Origin of the sequence: Kribbella voronezhensis (assembly GCF_004365175.1) — a bacterium.
GTDB classification, from domain to species: Bacteria; Actinomycetota; Actinomycetes; order Propionibacteriales; family Kribbellaceae; genus Kribbella; species Kribbella voronezhensis.
This window is the reverse complement of sequence record NZ_SOCE01000001.1, coordinates 3,851,102-3,868,505: the sequence shown is the minus strand read 5'-3', so window position 1 is coordinate 3,868,505 and position 17,404 is coordinate 3,851,102. Positions and strand designations below refer to the sequence as shown.

Annotated in this window: 22 protein-coding genes and 1 riboswitch; of the genes, 8 read left to right on the top strand and 14 right to left on the bottom strand. The window is 68.1% G+C overall.

The genetic code is table 11. From position 1 onward, the window contains the following. Positions 1-37: 37 nt before the first annotated feature. The gene (locus EV138_RS17895) at positions 38-241 is read right to left on the bottom strand and encodes a CbtB domain-containing protein (RefSeq protein ID WP_202866754.1); all 204 of its coding nucleotides are present in this window, start codon (positions 239-241) and stop codon (positions 38-40) included. Between the two features lie 53 nt (positions 242-294). Beyond that, positions 295-361: riboswitch (cobalamin riboswitch) on the bottom strand. 108 nt (positions 362-469) lie between these two features. Further along, a complete protein-coding gene (locus EV138_RS17890) occupies positions 470-1,093 on the bottom strand; it encodes a hypothetical protein (protein ID WP_133980026.1) in 624 nt (207 codons plus the stop codon). A 126-nt stretch (positions 1,094-1,219) separates the two neighbouring features. Between EV138_RS17890 and EV138_RS17885 the strand changes: the two genes are divergently transcribed. After that, positions 1,220-1,858 (top strand): LysE family translocator, encoded by a 639-nt coding sequence (locus tag EV138_RS17885; protein ID WP_133980025.1) that lies wholly within the window; start codon positions 1,220-1,222, stop codon positions 1,856-1,858. 3 nt (positions 1,859-1,861) lie between these two features. On the opposite strand, the gene EV138_RS17880 is transcribed toward EV138_RS17885, so the two are convergent. From EV138_RS17880 to EV138_RS17870, 3 genes are all read right to left on the bottom strand, one after another. Then, on the bottom strand, positions 1,862-3,256 hold the full coding sequence (locus EV138_RS17880; RefSeq protein ID WP_133980024.1) for an MFS transporter: 1,395 nt from the start codon (positions 3,254-3,256) through the stop codon (positions 1,862-1,864). A gap of 63 nt (positions 3,257-3,319) precedes the next feature. Next, entirely contained in the window at positions 3,320-3,688 is a 369-nt protein-coding gene (locus tag EV138_RS17875; RefSeq protein ID WP_133980023.1) for a DUF1304 domain-containing protein, read from the bottom strand. Next, positions 3,685-4,608 carry a phosphotriesterase family protein gene (locus EV138_RS17870; RefSeq protein ID WP_202866753.1) on the bottom strand — a complete coding sequence of 308 codons (924 nt, stop codon included), beginning with the start codon at positions 4,606-4,608 and terminating at the stop codon, positions 3,685-3,687. The genes EV138_RS17875 and EV138_RS17870 overlap by 4 nt, the downstream gene beginning before the upstream one ends. Before the next feature lie 153 nt (positions 4,609-4,761). Between EV138_RS17870 and EV138_RS17865 the strand changes: the two genes are divergently transcribed. Beyond that, a complete protein-coding gene (locus tag EV138_RS17865) occupies positions 4,762-5,271 on the top strand; it encodes a hypothetical protein (protein WP_133980022.1) in 510 nt (169 codons plus the stop codon). A gap of 113 nt (positions 5,272-5,384) precedes the next feature. Here EV138_RS17865 and EV138_RS17860 read toward each other — a convergent pair whose 3' ends face one another. After that, positions 5,385-7,112 carry a DEAD/DEAH box helicase gene (locus tag EV138_RS17860; RefSeq protein WP_238158202.1) on the bottom strand — a complete coding sequence of 576 codons (1,728 nt, stop codon included), beginning with the start codon at positions 7,110-7,112 and terminating at the stop codon, positions 5,385-5,387. A 251-nt stretch (positions 7,113-7,363) separates the two neighbouring features. Between EV138_RS17860 and EV138_RS17855 the strand changes: the two genes are divergently transcribed. After that, a complete protein-coding gene (locus EV138_RS17855; protein WP_133980021.1) occupies positions 7,364-7,879 on the top strand; it encodes a DinB family protein in 516 nt (171 codons plus the stop codon). A 19-nt stretch (positions 7,880-7,898) separates the two neighbouring features. Here EV138_RS17855 and EV138_RS17850 read toward each other — a convergent pair whose 3' ends face one another. The 4 genes from EV138_RS17850 to EV138_RS17835 all read right to left on the bottom strand — a co-directional run bounded on the left by EV138_RS17850 (position 7,899) and on the right by EV138_RS17835 (position 10,423). Next, positions 7,899-8,567 carry a TetR family transcriptional regulator gene (locus EV138_RS17850; protein WP_133980020.1) on the bottom strand — a complete coding sequence of 223 codons (669 nt, stop codon included), beginning with the start codon at positions 8,565-8,567 and terminating at the stop codon, positions 7,899-7,901. Continuing rightward, entirely contained in the window at positions 8,539-8,970 is a 432-nt protein-coding gene (locus tag EV138_RS17845) for a thiol-disulfide oxidoreductase DCC family protein (protein WP_112245308.1), read from the bottom strand. The genes EV138_RS17850 and EV138_RS17845 overlap by 29 nt, the downstream gene beginning before the upstream one ends. Positions 8,971-8,973: 3 nt before the next feature. Beyond that, complete coding sequence (locus tag EV138_RS17840) at positions 8,974-9,459, bottom strand: hypothetical protein (protein WP_202866752.1); 486 nt, start codon at positions 9,457-9,459, stop codon at positions 8,974-8,976. Positions 9,460-9,550: 91 nt separating this feature from the next. Then, positions 9,551-10,423: an amidohydrolase family protein gene (locus tag EV138_RS17835; protein ID WP_133980019.1), complete on the bottom strand. Its 873-nt coding sequence runs from the start codon at positions 10,421-10,423 to the stop codon at positions 9,551-9,553. A gap of 197 nt (positions 10,424-10,620) precedes the next feature. On the opposite strand from EV138_RS17835, the gene EV138_RS17830 reads away from it, so the two are divergent. Beyond that, entirely contained in the window at positions 10,621-12,075 is a 1,455-nt protein-coding gene (locus EV138_RS17830; RefSeq protein WP_133980018.1) for an ankyrin repeat domain-containing protein, read from the top strand. On the opposite strand, the gene EV138_RS17825 is transcribed toward EV138_RS17830, so the two are convergent. After that, positions 12,065-13,186: a calcium:cation antiporter gene (locus EV138_RS17825; RefSeq protein WP_133980017.1), complete on the bottom strand. Its 1,122-nt coding sequence runs from the start codon at positions 13,184-13,186 to the stop codon at positions 12,065-12,067. The genes EV138_RS17830 and EV138_RS17825 overlap by 11 nt on opposite strands. Positions 13,187-13,258: 72 nt before the next feature. On the opposite strand from EV138_RS17825, the gene EV138_RS17820 reads away from it, so the two are divergent. Both EV138_RS17820 and EV138_RS17815 read left to right on the top strand, forming a co-directional pair. After that, entirely contained in the window at positions 13,259-13,768 is a 510-nt protein-coding gene (locus EV138_RS17820; RefSeq protein ID WP_202866751.1) for a GNAT family N-acetyltransferase, read from the top strand. Between the two features lie 8 nt (positions 13,769-13,776). Further along, positions 13,777-14,646: an SCO6745 family protein gene (locus EV138_RS17815; RefSeq protein ID WP_133980016.1), complete on the top strand. Its 870-nt coding sequence runs from the start codon at positions 13,777-13,779 to the stop codon at positions 14,644-14,646. Here the strand turns inward: EV138_RS17815 and EV138_RS17810 are convergent. Together EV138_RS17810 and EV138_RS17805 are read right to left on the bottom strand one after the other, a co-directional pair. After that, a complete protein-coding gene (locus EV138_RS17810) occupies positions 14,643-14,840 on the bottom strand; it encodes a hypothetical protein (protein ID WP_133980015.1) in 198 nt (65 codons plus the stop codon). The genes EV138_RS17815 and EV138_RS17810 overlap by 4 nt on opposite strands. Positions 14,841-14,870: 30 nt before the next feature. After that, positions 14,871-15,452, bottom strand: coding sequence for a TetR/AcrR family transcriptional regulator (locus tag EV138_RS17805; protein ID WP_133980014.1), 582 nt, complete (start codon positions 15,450-15,452; stop codon positions 14,871-14,873). 98 nt (positions 15,453-15,550) lie between these two features. Here EV138_RS17805 and EV138_RS17800 point away from each other — a divergent pair, with 98 nt between their 5' ends. Then, a complete protein-coding gene (locus tag EV138_RS17800) occupies positions 15,551-15,871 on the top strand; it encodes a Rossmann-fold NAD(P)-binding domain-containing protein (RefSeq protein WP_133980013.1) in 321 nt (106 codons plus the stop codon). On the opposite strand, the gene EV138_RS17795 is transcribed toward EV138_RS17800, so the two are convergent. Continuing rightward, on the bottom strand, positions 15,822-16,709 hold the full coding sequence (locus tag EV138_RS17795; RefSeq protein WP_133980012.1) for a LysR family transcriptional regulator ArgP: 888 nt from the start codon (positions 16,707-16,709) through the stop codon (positions 15,822-15,824). The genes EV138_RS17800 and EV138_RS17795 overlap by 50 nt on opposite strands. Before the next feature lie 72 nt (positions 16,710-16,781). Here EV138_RS17795 and EV138_RS17790 point away from each other — a divergent pair, with 72 nt between their 5' ends. Then, a complete protein-coding gene (locus EV138_RS17790) occupies positions 16,782-17,381 on the top strand; it encodes a LysE/ArgO family amino acid transporter (RefSeq protein ID WP_133980011.1) in 600 nt (199 codons plus the stop codon). The last annotated feature ends 23 nt before the right edge of the window (positions 17,382-17,404 follow it).

Sequence of the window (17,404 nt, the reverse complement as noted above, 5' to 3'; positions counted from 1 at the left end):
CGGGGCCTGGTGTGGTGAGAAAGGGAAGACGGGACTGCTAGTGGCAGGGCACGCCGAGCAGGTGACGGCCGTCGTGCATCAGCTCGTGCAGGTACATCCCCGAGCGGGACAGCGCGCCCTGGTCGAACGCCACCAGGTAGGCCAGCATCAGCGCGAGGCCGACGGTGAGCAGGGCGAACGCCAGCAGCCGCGGCGAAAGAGCCGGTACGGCGACCGATGAAGTGGAAACAGGTGCGGTCATCTGGAACCTCCTAGGGAAGTGCGCGTCCCCTTCGAAAGGCTGCTGGTGCCCGAGCGTCCTGACTCACGAGCCGGAGCTCGCTCACAGTGGCGCGGCCGTACCGGACTTTCACCGGTTTCCCTCATGGCACCGCAGGTTGTCCCCCGAACCGTAGCCGTCGCGTTCCGTCACGGTCAACGGAACCCGGTGTGGCGGGTGATCTTTCCCACCTGGGCCAAGGCTTCGGGCTCAGCGCTGGTAAGTGACCGCGAGGTGGGCGGTCTCGCCGTAGAACTTCTTCCACTGGGTCTTGCTGGTCTCCTCCGGCGCCCGGAGTCCGAGCGTCACGTACCGCTCCTGCTTGTCGACGGCCCGCTGGACGACGGCGGCCAGGCCGGAGAACCGCAGCTCCTGGTCGGGCTGTTCGCCACCGGTCCAAGCGCTACCGAACGCCGTACCGACGCGACTGAGCCAGGAGCCGGCGAAGTTGTTCCAGGTCACCGGCGACCCGGGGTCGATCGGTTCGGTCGTCCACAGGTCGACCGGCGTCGGACTGCCGGTCGGCGTGTGGTCGAGGGTGATCGCGAAGGCTGCCTCGGCGATCACGGCGCCGGCCAGTTGGGCGACGTCGATCCGGAAGACCGACCGCCAGACCGGTACCGCGCCGTACTCGAGGCCGACCTTGGCCCGGTCCCGGTCGTAGGCCCAGTACGACGTACCCGGCTGAGCCTGGTTGATCATGGTCCACTCATCGGCGTACTGCCCGAAGGTCAGCGTGCCGGAGGCGTTGGCCGGTTCGGTGGACAGCACGGCCGGAGCGAGAAGGGCGGCGGCAGCGAAGCCCAGTACGGAACGCCTGGTGTGCGTAGGCATGAGTGAGGTCCTTCGGGCTCGGAGAGTCGGGACCCTCACAATTTCACTCCGGACTAGGCCGGAAAAGCGTTTCGAGGCTGCTGGAATCCAGCTGCGTTGGGGGGTGACGGAGCTTACAGTGGGGGGATGCCGTCCGCTCATCATCTGATCGCCTTCGCGATCACCGCCCTGGTCATCATCATCGTGCCCGGGCCAAGCGTGCTGTTCATCGTCGGCCGGGCGCTCGCCGTCGGCCGGCGCGAGGCGGTACTCACCATGCTCGGCAACACCGCCGGCGCGTCCGTCTTGCTGGTCGCCGTCTCGCTCGGGCTCGGCACGCTGATCGCCGCCAGCGCGGTCGTGCTGACCGTCGTGAAGCTGGCCGGCGCGGCGTACCTGATCTATCTCGGCGTGCACGCGGTCCGCACCCGCAAGTCACTTGCCGCGGCACTGGCCAGTGGAGTGAAAGCGGGCAACACCAAGCGCGTACTGCGGCAGGGCTTCCTGGTCGGCGTCACGAACGCGAAGACCGCCGTCTTCTTCGCCGCCGTGCTGCCGCAGTTCGTCGACAAGGACGCCGGCTCCGCGAGCCTGCAGATCCTGCTCCTCGGCCTGATCTTCATCACCATCGCGCTCTGCTCCGACGGCCTGTGGGCCGTGCTCGCCGGTACTGCGCGGGAGTGGTTCGCCAGTTCCCCGCGCCGCCTCGAACTCGTCGGCGGCACGGGCGGCCTGATGATCATCGGCCTGGGCGCCAGCATCGCGGTCACCGGCTCGAAGGAGTAGCGCCTACTGCGCCGTACGGCGGGCCGCGACGACGCCGACCAGAGCGAGCACTGCCGGCAGACCGAAGGCGGTCAAGTAGGCCGGGATCGGCCAGTGCGGCTCGATGGCGGCGAAGAGTGAGCCGCCGATGGCCAGCACAGTTGCCGTCGCCAACGAATCACTGAGCGACAGAGCCGAGCTGTTCGCGCCCTGCTCCTCGAGACTGGAGTACTCCAGGATCAGCACCGACACCGTCGGAAACACCGTGCCCATCCCGAGTCCGGTCAGACCCCAGCCGAGCACGCCGACGAGTACCGGCACCTGAGGACTCAAGGTCAGTGTCGCGGTGGCGATCCCGAGGACGATCGAGATCATCCCGGCCTGCAGGAACACGGCGTGCGAGAACGGCTGCCGCGGCCGGCCGCGGTACCAGGAGGCGGAGGTCCAGCTGAGTGCGCTGACGGTCAGGACCATTCCCGCGAACGCCGGCGACAGTCCCCGTTCACGCGTCAGCATGAGCGGCAGGAAGACCTCGGCACCGAACCCAGCCGCAGCCACCAATCCCCGCAGTGCGATCACCGAAGGAAGGCCGTGCGCCAACCGGAACGTCCCGCGCGGCAACAACTTCGGCGCGAACCCGGCGACTCCGGCCAGCCCGACCACCAACAGGGCAACCTGCAGAACGCCGTGCTGCTGCCCGCCGTAGCTGAGCATGCCGACACCGACAGCCGCGGCGATCGCCCACAGCGCGCGCTTGCCCCAGAGCTTCTGGCCAGGCCGATCGGTCACGGTCCCCGCGTGGGCGAGACCCGGCCGCATCACGAGCGCCGCGGGGATCGCCATCGCCGGTACGGCGAGGAATACGATTCGCCAACTGGCGTGTTCGACGATCAGGCCGGCGATCGCCGGACCGACCAGGGACGGCACGACCCAGCCCGTCGCGAAGGCGGCGAAGATCTTGGGCCGGAGTTCTGCGGGATAGAGATGACCGACCACGACGTACAGGGCAACCGTCAGCAGGCCGCCTCCGAAGCCCTGAATGATGCGGCCGGCGACGAGAATCTCCATCGACGGCGCGAGTCCGGCGATGACCAGCCCGGCCAGGAACCAGCCGGTGCCGTGCCACAACGGGCGGGCCGGGCCTTTGAGATCGCTCCAGGTGCCGGACACCACCATGGCGACGACGCCGGATGCCAGCGGACCGCCGAAAGCCAAGGCGTACAAGGGCAATCCGTCGAGCGCCTGGGCGACCGTGGGCATCGCGGTGGTGACCGCGAGCGCCTCGAACGCGACCAACGTGATCAGCGCAACCATTCCGATCGTGAGAGCCCGGTACTGCGGCGCAAGCACACCTGGTGGTTTGCGCTGATCCGTCGCGGGGTCTCTGCGGTCGGTAGGGACTTCGGCTGTCGTGGTCATGCTGAGCAGCTTCGGTGTTGAAGTGCACTTGAAGTCAAGCTTTGCTTCAAGTGCACTTCAAGATCAGAGGACGGCGGCGAGCACCAGGGCAATGATCGGCGGACCTGCCTGCAGGACGGCCGAGCGGACCATCTTCCGGTTCGAGGCAACCAGGACGAGTCCGGCTCCGGCCGTGCAGGCACAAGCGAACAAGGCGATCGCGTGACCCTTCTCGCCACCCGCGATCAGGCCGCCGATGGCACCGAGCGCCAGGAACAGGTTGTAGAAGCCCTGGTTGAACGCCCACGGCCGGGCGATCGCCGCCTCGGTCTCGTTCGGCACCAGGAAACGCCGGTAGGTGCTCGGCTTGGTGAACAGCAGGCTCTCCATCACGAAAACGGCCAGATGGAAGGCGCCGGCCAGGCCGACGAAGATCTGCGCGATCGTATTCACGAGCGAACCGTACCGCCCCACGGCGCCGCGAAAGCGGAAGCTGGGTTCTCGACGAACAGCCTGTCGACGACCTCCTGCCCGAACCGGCGGATCAACCGCGGCCGGAGCCCGGTGAGCAGGTACGGCATGCCCGGCCCTTCACCGGTCGCAGCCCGCGCCCGCGCCGTCGTCGTGTCGCCGCCGAGCAGCAACTGACCGGCGTACCCGCCATCGACCAGCGCCGCCAGGCACTCGAACAAGTGCGGATCGGTCGCGTTGTTCCCCCGCGACGGCCCGTCGAACGCCAGGAACGCCCCGCGAGCAGCCAACTCCAGGTGCAACTCGTGATCCGGGAATCTGTTCAGATGCCCAAGAATCACACTCGTCGGCGGCACACCTCGCTCATCCACCAGCAACGCCAGTACTGCGTCCGCGCCACTCCCCAACTCGTGATGGATCCCGATCGGCGCCCCGGTCGCGTGATGCGCCTCGGCCGCCGCGCTGAGGGTGTGCCGCGCATGCTGATCGAGCACATGGAAACCCCCGGCCACCTTGATCATCCCGGCCTTCACACCGGTATCCCCGATCCCCTCCGTCAACTCCCGGACGAACACCTCCGCCAACTTCGGCCTCGTGGCCTCAAGCACTTCGGCCGGGTAGTGCTCCGCCCGATGAAACCCGGTAGCCGCAACGACGTGCACCCCAGCGGCCGCAGCGATCTTCGGCAACCACTCCGCCCCGCGCCCCAACCCGTACGGCGTCCACTGCACGATGGTCCGCCCACCCGCGGCTACAAAGTCCTTCGCCTCCTGCAACGCCGCCTCGGCATCATCAAGCTCCTGCCCAGGCAGCAACGCACTCCGAAAGAACAGATGGTCATGCGAGTCGGTAACCCCCAACTCACCAGCCGCCAGATCCCCCAACACCGTCCGCACCTTCACCACCCCATTGTTTCCCAGGTGAGGCGTCCGGTGTGGGCAGCTAGCCGTTCGCTGGAAACAAACCATCGCGATATGCAATTTTGTTTCCACCCACGCCGCCTGAAGTCTGTTGGGTGCTCGTCAGTGGGTGGGGTTGGGTGAGACGCTCCGGAGATGGATCTGCGGCGGAGGCGGACTACCGGGTGGCTGTTGGTGGGTGGTGCGCTCGCCGCGGTGTTCGGGTTGGTCGGTGCCGGGGTGGCGAAGTCGGCCAATCAGCTGAGTTATGACGTCGTGGTCACCGAGCAGTCCACGGCCGGGCACTTGCCGGCTTGCAGGCCGACGATGGTCATCGTCGATCGCAAGACCGGCGCCGAGCTTGCCTGTGCCGGTACGCCGGTCGAAGGGTTCACCGTCGCCGAACGGCAGGAGATCCTCGGGCACGCCGCGAAACTGGCGGCGGACGGCGATATCGACGGCACGGACGGGTTCGAGCTCACCCAGCTCGCCACCGACATCGGCCACCGCCATGGCGACGATGCGAACAGCGTGCTCCCGGCGCTCTTCCTCGGGATCGCGGTCGTCGGCGGAGTGACCTTCATCGTCGGCACCGTCCGCAAGATCTCCCAACTCCGCGCCTCCCGCAACCACTGGCGCGACTGGCGACAAAGACTCGGACGATGACGAGAGGGCCCGGTCAGACTGACCGGGCCCTCTCAAATGCTGCCGTTATCCAGCGGCTACGACGAGCTCACTTGCATGTTGCCAGCGGGGCTCACCGCGGGCCGTGCTTGTTGTCAGCGGGCTCGGCGGGAGCCGCCTGCGCGGGTGCCTGCGGAGAAGGCTGCGGCGCCGGCGGGGCGACTGTTGGCACCGGGGGTGGTGGTGCTGTAGGTCTTCGGGGCTGCTGAGCCACCGCGTCCCTTGGAGCGCGGCTTGGCCCCACCCGTGCTCGCACCGCGGCTCGACTGGCCGTTGGAGCTTGCGCCACCGGCTGATCCACGACCGTTGCCGGCAGCACGACCGCCGGCTGCACCGCGACCGCGGCCGGTGCGGCCCCGGCCGCCGCCTGCACCTCGGCCGCTACCCGAGCCACCGCCAGTACGGCGTACCGAGTCGTCCTCGACGACCCTCAGGGTCGGCTCGACGAAGGTGCGTTCGCCGGGGGCCAGCTTGGCGAGCAGCGGGTCGCCGACGCGGAGCTTGGTGACCGTCGCGGCGATGCCGGCCTTGCGGGTCAGGTCGCGGACGTCGCGGACCTGCTCGTCGGTCATCAGGGTGACGACGGTGCCCTCGGCACCGGCGCGCGCCGTACGACCGGAGCGGTGCAGGTACGCCTTGTGCTCGATCGGCGGGTCCGCGTGGATCACCAGCGTGACGTCGTCGACGTGGATGCCGCGCGCCGCGATGTCGGTCGCGACCAGCGTCTTGGCGGAACCGTCGGAGAAGGCCTCCAGGTTCCGCGTCCGGGCGCCTTGGGACAGGTTGCCGTGCAGTTCGACGGCCGGGACACCCTGCGCGATGAGCTTCTTGGTGAGCGACTTCGCGCCGTACTTCGTCCTGGTGAAGACGAGCGTGCGGCCGGGTGCCGCGGTCAGGTCGACGAGCACCGGCAACCGGGTGTCGGCCTGGACGTGCAGCACGTGGTGGGTCATCTTGGCGACCGGCGACTGCGCCGAGTCGACACTGTGCGTCACCGGCGACTTCATGAACCGCTTGACCAGTACGTCGACACCGGCGTCCAGCGTGGCGGAGAACAGCAACCGCTGCGCGTCACCCGGAGTCGCTTCGAGGATTCGCCGTACTGCGGGCAGGAAGCCCAGGTCGGCCATGTGGTCCGCCTCGTCGAGCACGGTGATCTCGACCTGGTCGAGCTTGGCGTGCCCGGTCTTGACGTGGTCCTCGAGCCGACCGGGGCAGGCGATCACGATGTCGACGCCACGGCGCAGCGCACTGATCTGCGGACCGGCGCCGACGCCACCGAAGATGGTCATCGTGCGCAGGTCGAGCGCGTCGGTCAGCGGCGTGATCGAGGCCTGGATCTGGGTCGCGAGCTCGCGGGTCGGCGCCAGGATCAGCGCGCGCGGATGGTTCGGCCGGCGCTTGCTGGTGCTGGTGGTGAGCCGGGCGAGCACGGGCAGGACGAACGCGTAGGTCTTGCCGGAACCGGTCCGGCCGCGACCGAGAACGTCCTTGCCGGCCAGCGAATCCGGCAGCGTCGCCGCCTGGATCGGGAACGGCTTGAGGATGCCGGCCGCGGCCAGCGCCTTCACCAGGCCGGGCGGTACGCCGAGCTCGTCGAAGGTCAGGTTCTCGTCGACCGGCGTCGCGGCGGCTTCGACGAAGGTCTCCGCCTGCTTGCTCTCGGCAAGCTGCCGCGCGCCGCTATTCGGACGCGACTCGGCGCGCGAGCCGGTGCTCGACTGAGCGCCGGGGCTCGCCTGAGCGCTGCCGGGGTTGTTGCTTGCGGCACCGGTACGGCGCCGGCGGCGGGGACGCGCCGGGGCCTCACCCTGGGCGCGCACAGGCCGTGCGGAAGTAGAAGGGACAGAAGTGGGCGTGGTGCTACTGGGGCGGCTGGCCGCCATGAAGTACTCCAAAAGCTCGGGGGTCGTCCTGCCCGGCGCAGCCAGGTGGCCGCGGCGCGTGGTGGTCGACTGCTAGCGCAGCGTATGCACTGGATCGGCGCGAGGCAGAACTGGGCGCGCCGTCACATTCAGTGTACGGCACCGCTGGACCATTGGCAGAGAGTCACCGGCCTGGGTATCTTCGGCCGATGCCTACCGAAGCCGATTTCCGGGTGGATCCGCCCACCGCCGCGGGTGAACGCGAGCTCCTGCAGGGGTTCCTCGACTTCCAGCGCGGCACCTTCTTGTGGAAGACGGCCGGGCTCACCGGCGAGCAACTCGTGCAGGCGAAGATCGAGCCGTCCACGATGACCCTGCTCGGGCTGGTCCGGCACTTGGCGGAGGTCGAGCGGTACTGGTTCCAGCTCTGCCTGGCCGGGCGCCCGGTCGAGTTGGCGCTGTGGACGGAGGAGCACCCCGACGGCGACTTCGACCTGGTCGATCCGGCGCGCGCCGAGGAGGACCTGGCCGATCTGCGCGAGATGATCCGGCTCTCCGACGAACTGGCCGCCGGCTACTCCCTCGACGACACCTTCCGGCGGCCGAGGGGCGACGAGCAACACTCCGTGCGCTATCTCTACATCCACCTGATCGAGGAGTACGCGCGCCACAACGGTCACGCCGACCTGCTGCGCGAACGCACCGACGGCCTGACCGGCGAATAGCCGAGCAGGCCAAGAGCGCTCAGGGCTTGATCGAGCGGATCAGGCCGACGATGTCGTTGGTGACGCCGCGGACGCCGGGGATGCGCGTCAGCCGGAGCAGCTTGTCGACGAGCGGCACAGAGCGGTCGATCAGCGCCTTCGTTCGGCGAAGGTCGTCGCTGTCGTCGTGGACCCAGAACAAGACGATGCCCATCTGCATGAGCCACAACAGCTCGGGCAGCTCCGCCTTCAGGTCCGGGGCGAGCTTCAGGTCCGATCCCTCGACCACCCGCCGGAAGACCTCGACACTGGCCTCCCGGGCGGGGCGGGACTCCTCGCTGAACGGTGACAACGGGCTCTTCGGTTCGGCCGCGTTCTTGAAGAAGGTGCCGGCGAACTCGTGGTACGGCTCGGACACCTCCAGCCAGCTGTGCAGTACTCCACCCAGCCGCTTGGTGAAGGTCTTCTCCACCGCGAGGATGTCCGTGGTGGCTTCGCGGTGCTGGGTCTGCAGGTGGTCGTAATACGCCTGCATGAGGTGTTCTTTGGAGCTGTAGTAGTAGTACGCGTTGCCGACCGAGACGCCCGCTTCGGCGGCGATCACTCGCATGGTGGTCTTGCCGTACCCCTGCTCGCGGAACAGCCGCAGCGCGGTCGACAGGATCAGCTCACGGGTCTGCTCACCCTTGGCGGTCGCACTGTCCGTCACATCCGTCAGCGTAGTCACCTCCCTGCCGAGCACTGCGCACACTGGTCCAGCTCCGCAGCCCAGCAGCGGCTTGCACCATCGCCTTGGCCACTGGCCGCAGCGCCGGTCGCGACAGCCGTACTGCGGTATGCCGGTGCTCCGCGGTCGCCCAGAGGCAGACGATCCACGCCCGGTCGCCGACGTACACCGAACCGTCGTCGGCGACCACTGTCACCTCGCGCAGTGTGGCCGCATGATCCAGGGCCGGGTACAGCCTTCTCGCGTCTGCCGACCCCGCCGCGACAAACCCGAGCTGCACCACACCACCCCGGCCGTTCCTGGCTGGACGTTGCGCAGCCAGCCACTCCTTGAACCGCCGGCACAGCCCGCACTGTGCGTCGTACAGCACCACCAGCTCCTGCATGGCTCAGTAGCCGCTCGGCATCGGAGGCTGGGTGCCGGTGAACGGCATGCCCGGCACCGGCTGGAACGGGCCGTCCTGCGGGATGACGTTGTTCGGCGGGACCGGCGGTGTGGCCATCTCCACCTGCTGGCTGCGGCGGCGGATCGCGTTGAAGATCCACACGTTCAGCAGGTGCAGGACGCCGAGCACCACCAGGACCGTGCCGAGTTTCATACTCAGCTGCTCGATCGCGCCGCGGGCGTCGGCCACGGTGTCGCGACTGCGCAGGAACAGCGTGACGAATCCGAGGTTGACCAGGTAGAACCCGACCACCAGCAGCCGGTTCACCGCGTCCGCGAACTCGTCGTTGCCGTCGAACACGTCGACCAGGAACACCCGGCCGTTGTGGCTGAGCGTCCGCGCCACCCAGATCGTCAGCGGTACCGAGATCGCCAGGTAGACCAGATAGGCCAGCACTGTCATCGCACCCACACCCTCACTCTTGAACATGTTCAATTCTTGGTCACGACGATCGTAAGACCGGTTTTTGAACATGTTCAAGAGACGGCCCTGGTGACCCGCGTCTCAGTGCGCGCCGAGGTCAGCGGATGCGCGAGCCCCGCAGTACGACGGCAGCCGGGGCACCGAGGATCTCGGGATGCTCGCGAGGATCCGCGTCGTACGTGACGACATCCTCGGTGCCTGTCAGCCCGAGGAACTCACTGGCGGACGTAGTGGCCGCCTCGAGCGCCTCGGTGACCGTCAGCCCGTACTTGACGAGCTGGTCGATCTCACTGGCGACAGTGCCGAACACGTCAGACCCGGTGAGCACCCGTACGCCGTACTGTCGCGCCAGCGGGAGCATTGTCGCCATGTGCTCCTCGCGCCGTCGACGCCGCTCGAGTCGCTCCGGGGTGTCGTTCGGATCAGGCGGGCCGTAGGCGGACAGCGTCGGCGTCCAGGCGCCACCACAAGCACCCAGTACTGCGAGGTCGTCGGCGGTGATCACCTCGCCGTGCTCGACCGAGTCGATGCCGACCCGGATCAGCTCGCTGACCAGGTCCGTCTGGACGTGCGCCGCGACCGCGGCCAGCAGTTGCTCAGCGGACACCGGCTCGTAGAGACCTGGAAAATACGATCCCTCAGGCGCGAAGAACCGGCCGGCGGCAAGGATCAACGGCTTCCCGTCCTCCGGATTCGCCGCAAGCTTCAACGTGATCGAGCGATCCCCACCGACATCCCGTACTGCGCGGACGCCGGCCTGCCCGAGTTCGTCGAGCATCGTCCGGGCGGCGCCTTCGCCGAGCGGCACCAGACCGCGCTCGCCCATCCCGACGGTCAGGTGGCAATGCGAATCCACCAGCCCTGGAAGGGCGAATCGGCCCGGCAGCACCTCGGCATCGCCGACTCCGGCTTCGAGGTGGACCGCATCCCCCGCCGGTAGGCCGATCCCCTCGAACACCCAGCGCGTCATACCGGGCATCCTGCCTCGCGAAGGGTTCAGGGGACTGACAACTGTCGACGGGCCGGAGTACAGTCGGACGCAGGCACGCAGGGTGCCACCGGTCCGCGGGAAGGGCTCAGCCCACCTGAAATCAAGGTTGTGCGGTATCACCCACCTCCTTTCTCGCCTGACGACGCGGACAGCAGGCACGTAGAGAGGAGGTCGCCATGCCGACCCGAAATCTCCCCAACGACCCGAGCCTCGAGCACCTCAAGAAGCAGGCCAAGACCCTGCTCAAGCAGGTCCAGGCAGCCGATCCCGAGGCCCTCGCCCTGGTCGCCGAGTTCTCCCCGGCCGACGTCGGCAATCTCGCCGGAGCGCAGTTGGTGCTCGCCCGCAGCTACGGTTTCGCCAGCTGGGCCCGGCTTGTGCATCACCTCGAACTGGTCGACCGCTACAGCCGCTCGCCACACCGGCAAACGATCGGCGGCCCACTGGACACTCCCGAGCAACGCGCCGACGAGTTCCTCAAACTGGCCACCCTGCATTACGGGCAAGACGATTCGGCGCGGCAGACCACCGCCCGGCAGTTGCTCGACGAGTTCCCAGATGTTGCTCGGAGCAACATCTATACGATGGTGATCGCCGCGCCGCCGGATGTCGTCGCCGCCGCGCTGGCGGCCGATCCGGCAGCGGCCGCGCGGGAAGGCGGTCCCTATCGCTGGGAGCCGTTGCTCTATCTCACCTACTCGCGGCTCGAGGCCGATGACCGGGTGGCGGTCGCGAAACTCCTGCTGGACAACGGGGCAGACCCCAACTCCGGCTACCTCTGGCAAGGGATGCCGTCGCCGTTCACCGCGCTCACCGGCGCCTTCGGCCGCGGCGAGAACGACCAGCCCCCACATCAGAACCGCTTGGAACTCGCCCGGCTGCTGCTCGAAGCCGGTGCCGACCCCAACGACAGCCAGACCATGTACAACTGCGGTCCCGGCTGTCCCCCGCCGTACGACGATGTGCATCTCGAACTGCTGCTGGAGTTCGGGCTCGGCAAGGGCGACGGCGGCCCGTGGCACGAGCGGATGACGACGGCCCATCCGACTCCCCGCCAGCTCCTCGAGGACGAGCTGGTCTTCGCCTCGCACGAAGGACTACTCCACCGGGTCGAACTGGTCCTGGCACAAGACGTCGACCCGGACGGCCGGGGCACGCAACACCCCGGCTTCGGCGGTCACCGCGCCTACGAACTGGCCGCGATCCAAGGGCACACCGAGATCGCCGAACTCCTGCTGGCCAAGGGTGCGGCCCCACTCGACGACGTGAACGAGCTCTACGCCGCCGTACTGCGTGGCGACCGCGTCGACGCGGATCCAGAACTCGCCGCCCGCGCCGTCGCGCGCAACCCGATGCTGCCGATCCGGGTCGCCGAGATCGGCGCCACCCATGCTCTGGAACCCCTGCAGAAGCTGGGTTTCGACCTCAACGTCGGCCGGTTCAGGACGCCGTTGCACTTGGCCGCGGTGAACGGTCATCTCGACACCGTGCGGAAGCTGATCGAGCTGGGCGCGGACCCGACGGCCGAGGACCCGCAGTACCACGCCACCCCACGCGGCTGGGCGCAGCACAGCCACCACCAGGACGTCGTGGACTACCTCGACACGCTGGAGGAGTCGATCACGGGCTGACCGTGAGGAACAGGAACGAGCCGAAGATCATCAGGTGTACTGCGCCCTGCAGCAACGTGGCACGGCCGGTCGCGAGGGTCAGCATGCTCACCACGACGGTCAGGATGAACAGCACCAGTTCCTTGCTGCCCAGGCCGAGCACGAGTGGTCCGTCGAGCCAGATCGATGCCACCGCGATCGCAGGGATGGTCAGCCCGATGCTCGCCAGTGCCGAACCCAGCGCGAGGTTCAGGCTGGTCTGCAGGCGGTCCCGCAGTGCAGCCCGTACTGCGGCGACCGTCTCCGGCAGCAGCACCAGCAGCGCGATCACCACCCCGACGACCGCCAGCGGCGCACCAGCGGACTCGACCGCCGACTCCAGCTTGGGCGACACCGTCTTCGCCAGCCCGACCACTGCGATCAAGCAGACGAACAACAGACCGAGACTCGTCAGCGCGACCCGCACGCTCGGCGCGGCCGCGTGCACGACGCTCTCCTCGTCATCGTCGGCCGGCTGGACCGGAACCTCTTCAGTGCCGACCGGCAGGAAGTAGTCGCGATGCCGGATGGTCTGGACGAACACGAACACGCCGTACATCACCAGCGATGTCACGCCGGCGAACGCGAGCTGCGCCGAGCTGAAGGTGGCTCCCGGCGTACTGGTCGTGAAGGTGGGCAGCACGAGGCTCAGCGTCACCAGTGCGGTCATCACCGCGAGCGCACTTCCGGACGCGTGCACCCGGAACGCCTGCGACTTGTGCCGCAGCGACCCGGCGACCAGTGCGAGACCGAGGATCCCGTTGCAGGTGATCATCACCGCGGCGAACACCGTGTCGCGCGCCAGCGACGCGGCCTTGTCACCGCCCGAGGCCATCAGCGTGACGATCAGCGCGACCTCGATGACGGTCACCGCGAGCGCGAGGATCAGCGTGCCGAACGGTTCACCGACCCGGTGCGCGACCACCTCGGCATGATGGACGGCCGCGATCACGGCGGCGCCGAGACCGGCGCAGACCAGGATCAGCAGCAGGGCACCCAGGTCGCGACCCCAGGACAGCACCAGTACGACGAGAGCGAGCGGGGGCACGGCCAGACTCCAGCGCGGCAACCCATGGACAACCGTGTCTGTCATCCCCAGCGAGTCTATTCGGCCGCCGGCAATTCGGTTGGCATCGGCGGCGGTGGGGGAGATGCTTTTCGCATCATGCAGACCTTGAGGATCAAAGATGCCGTCGCGGACGACTGGGCCGCGATCTGGCCGTTCTTCCACGAGATCGTCACCGCGCAGGAGACCTACACCTACGATCCGGAGCTGACCTTCGACCAGGCGCGCGCCCTGTGGATGTCGCCGTCGGGGTCGGAGCTGAGCCGGACCACGGTCGCGGTCGATGCCGACGGCACCGTTCTCGGCAGCGCCAACATGTACCCGAACCGGCCGGGTCCTGGCTCGCACGTCGCCAGCGCGAGCTTCATGGTCGACTCCTCCCACCGCGGCCGCGGTGTCGGCCGGGCGCTCTGCCAGGACATGATCGACTGGGCGGCCGCTTCCGGGTTCCGGGCGATCCAGTTCAACGCGGTGGTGGAGACCAACGAGCGCGCGGTCAAGCTCTGGCAGGACCTGGGCTTCACCATCATCGGCACGGTGCCGGAGGCGTTCCTGCACCCGACCCACGGTTATGTCGGTCTGCACGTCATGCACCGACCCTTTGATTAACTCGGGGTATGTCGCAGACCCGCGCACGCCGGATGTGGAAAGTCCTCGAGCCGTACCACGCGATCACCTACTTCGCCCCGGAGACCCGGCAGGCGACCGACGCGCTCGGCCTGCGCGGTGGCTGGATGAGCTACTTCGCCTGCCGCGCCGCTCCGCTCGGTCCGGTCGGCCCTGACCTCGTCACCGCCGTTTTCTACAACTTCCACCCGTCCATGGTCGCCAGAGCACTTCCCGACGCTTGGACCTTCGCCACACCCGAGCAACTCGTCGCAACGAGGCTGCAGGCCGTAGACGACGCAGTACGCCGGATGTTGCCCGAGACGGGCGCGCCAGTACGCCGTACTGCGGAGCTGGCGCGCCAAGCCGCCGAGGTGGCGCCTCTCGGCGGCCGGCCGATCGCAGCGGCCAACGCTGCGCTGGACTGGCCCGACGAGCCTCACCTGGTTCTGTGGCACGCGACGACGATCCTCAGGGAGTCCAGGGGCGACGGGCACGTGTCCGCGCTGGTCACTGCCGGCCTCAGCCCGTGCCAGGCGAACGTCACCATCTCTGCGGCAGGCGGTCCGTCCAAGGCGGTCTACCAGGCCAGCCGACGCTGGAGTGACGACGAATGGGCCGAAGCCGAGGAAGACCTCAGGAGCCGTGGACTACTGGCGGCCGATGGCACGCTGACCGAGAAGGGCTGGGCACTGCGCCGGCAGGTTGAGGACACCACGGACGCGCTGGCTGAGCAGGGCTGGGCGAAGCTCGGCGACGCCGCGACCGAGGAGCTCGACCGCCTAGTTCGCCCGATCAGCGGCGCGATCATGGCGTCCGGCCTGGTTCCGGCCGACAACCCGATGGCCCTGCGCTGGGAGAAGGACGAGCTACCGCACTAGCGGCGTTGCTGCGGGCCGCGCAACGTCACGTAGAGGAGCGAGACGCCCAGCGCCGCGACCAGCGGGCCGACGATCGCCCAGAAGCTCTTGCCGGTCATCGAGCTCCCACCGACGTACCCGAGCCCCTGCAGTGCCCACACCACTCCGGCGACGGTCAACAGCACGCCGAGCGCGATCAGTACGGCCTTCTTCATCCCAGTCCCCTTCGGCAGACCCTGCTGACACTAGCGCTCCTGGATTCCAGCGGAGACCAGCTCCAGGGCTTTGGCCAGGTCCTCGCCGCTGGGAGCCTTGGCGGGGTCGAACAACCACTGCACGACAACGCCCAGCAGTAGCGCTTGCAGGAACGACCCGACCAACTGCACCTCGTCCTGCGGAGTCTCTGGACCCACGGCACCGAACAAGGTCGCTACGCCCTCGCGCGCTTCTCCTTGCAGGTTCGACAGCTCCTTCAGCAGTTCCGGCGCGCCTGCACTGAGTACCTCGAACTGGGTGACCCACAACGCCCGCGTGCTGGGCGTCGACAGCGTGCCCACTGCCAGCCGCCACGTCTCGACGAAGCGCTCGCGAGCGGTCGCATCGGCGCCGAGCCCGGCAGCCATCGCCGTACCGACTTCTGCGCCCCACTCGTCCAGGGCCGCCCGCATCGCCTCGTTCATCAGGTCGTCCTTCGACCCGAAGTGGTAGCCGATGGCGGCGAGGCTGACGCCGGCCGCGGTCGCGATGTCCCGGGCGGTCGTGCGGTGGTAGCCCTTCTCCATCAGGCAGGTCTTGGCACCCTCGATCAAAGCCTCGCGATTTCCCATGCCCGTCAGCCTAGCGGTCGTCTGACACAAACGTCTTGTACAAATGTCTAAGACTGTCGTACAGTCGTGCTCACCCGACAACGAGTGAGGAGTTCGAGATGACCGAGCCGACGGTCGGCGCTTACGTCCTGGCCGGTGAACTCCACGCGGCCGACGGTGACCACGTCCGGGCGTTCGGCGAGTACGACGCGGTGATGCGCGAGTTCGTCGAGGCCTGCCAGAAGCAAGGAGCGGACGGGGCGAAGTGGTTCATCCCGGCGAGCCGCTGGTTCGCGGCGTTCCGGAACCTGAACTTCCGGCTGCTGCCCTACCTGCCGTGGCGCAAGGTGATCGAGGAACTGCCGCTGAAGGTCGGCAACAAGGTCGATCTCAGGGACTACGCAGCCCCGCCGCGGCAGCCCGCAGTACGGCAGCGGTGAGTGCGTCGAGAACGGCGGAGTCGAGCTTCCAGTGCTGCCAGTACAGCGGTACGTCGACATGCTTGCCGGGGGCAACTTCTACCAGGCGGCCGGAGGCCAGATCCGCCTCGACGGCGTCCTCCTCGATCATGCCCCAGCCGAGGCCGAGCCGGATCGCCCGCACGAACGGCCCCGATGCCGGGATCGAGTGCACCGGCGGATCGAGGCGGCGCCGGGTCACCTTGCGGATCAGCCGTTCCTGCAACTTGTCCTTGGAGTTGAAGGCCATCATCGGAGCGGTTGCGAGTGCCTCGGCAAGCGGGCGCCCGGTCAGCCAGCGCTCGGCGAACTCGGGCGTGGTGATCGACAGGTACCGCATCTTCCCCAGCGCTCGGACGCGACAGCCCTGCACCGGCCGCGGGTCAGCCGTCACCGCCGCGAGGACGGTCCCGTTGCGGAGCAACTCGGCGGAATGATCCTGGTCCTCCTGGCGCAGGTCGAAAGCCGTCACCAACTCCGGCGGCACGTCGAGCAGGGCCGGCAGGAACCAGCCGTTCAACGAGTCCGCGTTCACCGCGACCGGCAGCCGGAGTCCCTCCACCTTGCCCTTGACCGCGGCGATCGCCTCGACCTCGAGGAGGTCCACCTGCCGGGCCAGCCGCAACAACGCCTCCCCCGCCTCCGTACTGCGGGTCGGCTTCGTCCGCTGGATCAAGACCTGACCGAGCCGGCTCTCCAGCGCCTTGATCCGCTGGCTCACCGCGGACGGAGTGATCCGCAGCCGCCGGGCGGCCGCGTCGAAGCTGCCCTCGTCGATCACGGCGGCGAAGGTGTCGAGCTGTGCCGAGTCGATCTGCATGATGAAGCAATGCTAATCCTGCTGAAGAATCTTTAGCTGGTTTGTTCGACGGCAGAGACCTACCGTCGAGGCATGCCCCTGCTAGCAGGCTTTGCCACATCACTTTCCCTGATCGTCGCGATCGGAGCGCAGAACGCCTTCGTACTGCGGCAGGGGCTGCGTCGCGAGCACATCCTGCCGGTGGTGCTGACCTGCGCACTCTCGGACGCGTTGCTCATCTCCGGTGGCATCGCCGGCCTCGGCGCCCTGATAGAGAGCAGCCCGCTCGCACTGAACATCGCGAAGTACGGCGGTGCCGCCTTTCTCTTCACCTACGCCGCGATCGCCGCCCGGCGGGCGTTTCATCCGGAGGCGATGCGGCCCGCGGATCATGCGCCGGCGGCGCTGCGGAGCGTAGTACTGACCTGTCTGGGGTTCACGTATCTCAATCCGCATGTGTACCTCGACACCGTCGTACTGCTCGGATCGCTGGCCAACCAGCGCGGTGCCGACGGGCGGTGGCTCTACGGACTCGGTGCGGTCGCCGCGAGCTTCGGATGGTTCTTCGCGCTGGGGTTTCTCGCTCGCAAGCTGGGGCCGATCTTCGCCCGGCCGCGCGCCTGGCAGTTCCTGGACGGCGGGATCGCACTGGTGATGGCGACCCTCGCGACCTGGATGGTCATCCCCGCCTGACCGGCTGCCGCAGCACACTGTGG

Excerpts from the sequence above, each read along its gene's own strand:
- EV138_RS17895 (WP_202866754.1), bottom strand. The coding sequence starts at position 241 with ATGACCGCACCTGTTTCCACTTCATCGGTCGCCGTACCGGCTCTTTCG.
- EV138_RS17890 (WP_133980026.1), bottom strand. The coding sequence starts at position 1,093 with ATGCCTACGCACACCAGGCGTTCCGTACTGGGCTTCGCTGCCGCCGCC.
- EV138_RS17885 (WP_133980025.1), top strand. The coding sequence starts at position 1,220 with ATGCCGTCCGCTCATCATCTGATCGCCTTCGCGATCACCGCCCTGGTC.
- EV138_RS17880 (WP_133980024.1), bottom strand. The coding sequence starts at position 3,256 with ATGACCACGACAGCCGAAGTCCCTACCGACCGCAGAGACCCCGCGACG.
- EV138_RS17865 (WP_133980022.1), top strand. The coding sequence starts at position 4,762 with ATGGATCTGCGGCGGAGGCGGACTACCGGGTGGCTGTTGGTGGGTGGT.
- EV138_RS17855 (WP_133980021.1), top strand. The coding sequence starts at position 7,364 with ATGCCTACCGAAGCCGATTTCCGGGTGGATCCGCCCACCGCCGCGGGT.
- EV138_RS17845 (WP_112245308.1), bottom strand. The coding sequence starts at position 8,970 with ATGCAGGAGCTGGTGGTGCTGTACGACGCACAGTGCGGGCTGTGCCGG.
- EV138_RS17840 (WP_202866752.1), bottom strand. The coding sequence starts at position 9,459 with ATGTTCAAGAGTGAGGGTGTGGGTGCGATGACAGTGCTGGCCTATCTG.
- EV138_RS17835 (WP_133980019.1), bottom strand. The coding sequence starts at position 10,423 with ATGACGCGCTGGGTGTTCGAGGGGATCGGCCTACCGGCGGGGGATGCG.
- EV138_RS17830 (WP_133980018.1), top strand. The coding sequence starts at position 10,621 with ATGCCGACCCGAAATCTCCCCAACGACCCGAGCCTCGAGCACCTCAAG.
- EV138_RS17825 (WP_133980017.1), bottom strand. The coding sequence starts at position 13,186 with ATGACAGACACGGTTGTCCATGGGTTGCCGCGCTGGAGTCTGGCCGTG.
- EV138_RS17820 (WP_202866751.1), top strand. The coding sequence starts at position 13,259 with ATGCAGACCTTGAGGATCAAAGATGCCGTCGCGGACGACTGGGCCGCG.
- EV138_RS17815 (WP_133980016.1), top strand. The coding sequence starts at position 13,777 with ATGTCGCAGACCCGCGCACGCCGGATGTGGAAAGTCCTCGAGCCGTAC.
- EV138_RS17810 (WP_133980015.1), bottom strand. The coding sequence starts at position 14,840 with ATGAAGAAGGCCGTACTGATCGCGCTCGGCGTGCTGTTGACCGTCGCC.
- EV138_RS17805 (WP_133980014.1), bottom strand. The coding sequence starts at position 15,452 with ATGGGAAATCGCGAGGCTTTGATCGAGGGTGCCAAGACCTGCCTGATG.
- EV138_RS17800 (WP_133980013.1), top strand. The coding sequence starts at position 15,551 with ATGACCGAGCCGACGGTCGGCGCTTACGTCCTGGCCGGTGAACTCCAC.
- EV138_RS17795 (WP_133980012.1), bottom strand. The coding sequence starts at position 16,709 with ATGCAGATCGACTCGGCACAGCTCGACACCTTCGCCGCCGTGATCGAC.
- EV138_RS17790 (WP_133980011.1), top strand. The coding sequence starts at position 16,782 with ATGCCCCTGCTAGCAGGCTTTGCCACATCACTTTCCCTGATCGTCGCG.